The 388-nt window shown below is 53.9% G+C and carries 2 protein-coding genes; both read right to left on the bottom strand.

Going from position 1 to position 388, the window contains the following annotated elements; genetic code table 11:
- Positions 1-16: 16 nt before the first annotated feature.
- The gene (locus tag FGE21_RS20170) at positions 17-160 is read right to left on the bottom strand and encodes a hypothetical protein (RefSeq protein ID WP_176695514.1); all 144 of its coding nucleotides are present in this window, start codon (positions 158-160) and stop codon (positions 17-19) included.
- A gap of 11 nt (positions 161-171) precedes the next feature.
- Positions 172-388, bottom strand: a 217-nt coding sequence (locus FGE21_RS19965; RefSeq protein ID WP_218062813.1) for a GMC oxidoreductase, incomplete at its 5' end; no start/stop codon positions are given.

Below are 388 nucleotides of genomic sequence, written 5' to 3' on the forward strand. Positions count from 1 at the left end.
CTATTTTTAGGGGGGATTACCCACTACAGGAAGTCAGGTCCAAGAAGACCTTTCCATCCACATCTTCGGCCGTAGCCCCCTTGGCACGCTTGAAGATGATTTCAAAGCGGGACTCTTTTTCCCAGGCCGTCAAGCAGCCGTCGTCTGCAGATTTCAACATGCGTAAATTCCTTACTTTGCTGCCAGCGCCATACGGCGGGCATTCGCCATGATTGTGTGGGTGGGGTTGCTGTTTCCGGCGAAGTTCATGACTGAGCCGTCCATTGCGAACAGGTTGTCATAGTCATGCAAACGGCCGTTTGGAGCCGTGACCGAGCTTTCTGCGTCGCTCCCGGATCTAAGGGTTCCATGCAAGTGAGAGCTTCCCTTCCCATGTTGAAAGGGCTCG

The organism is Phaeobacter sp. B1627, assembly GCF_006265095.1.
GTDB lineage: Bacteria > Pseudomonadota > Alphaproteobacteria > Rhodobacterales > Rhodobacteraceae > Epibacterium.

Coding starts and splice junctions, on each gene's coding strand:
- FGE21_RS20170 (WP_176695514.1), bottom strand. CDS start 160: ATGTTGAAATCTGCAGACGACGGCTGCTTGACGGCCTGGGAAAAAGAG.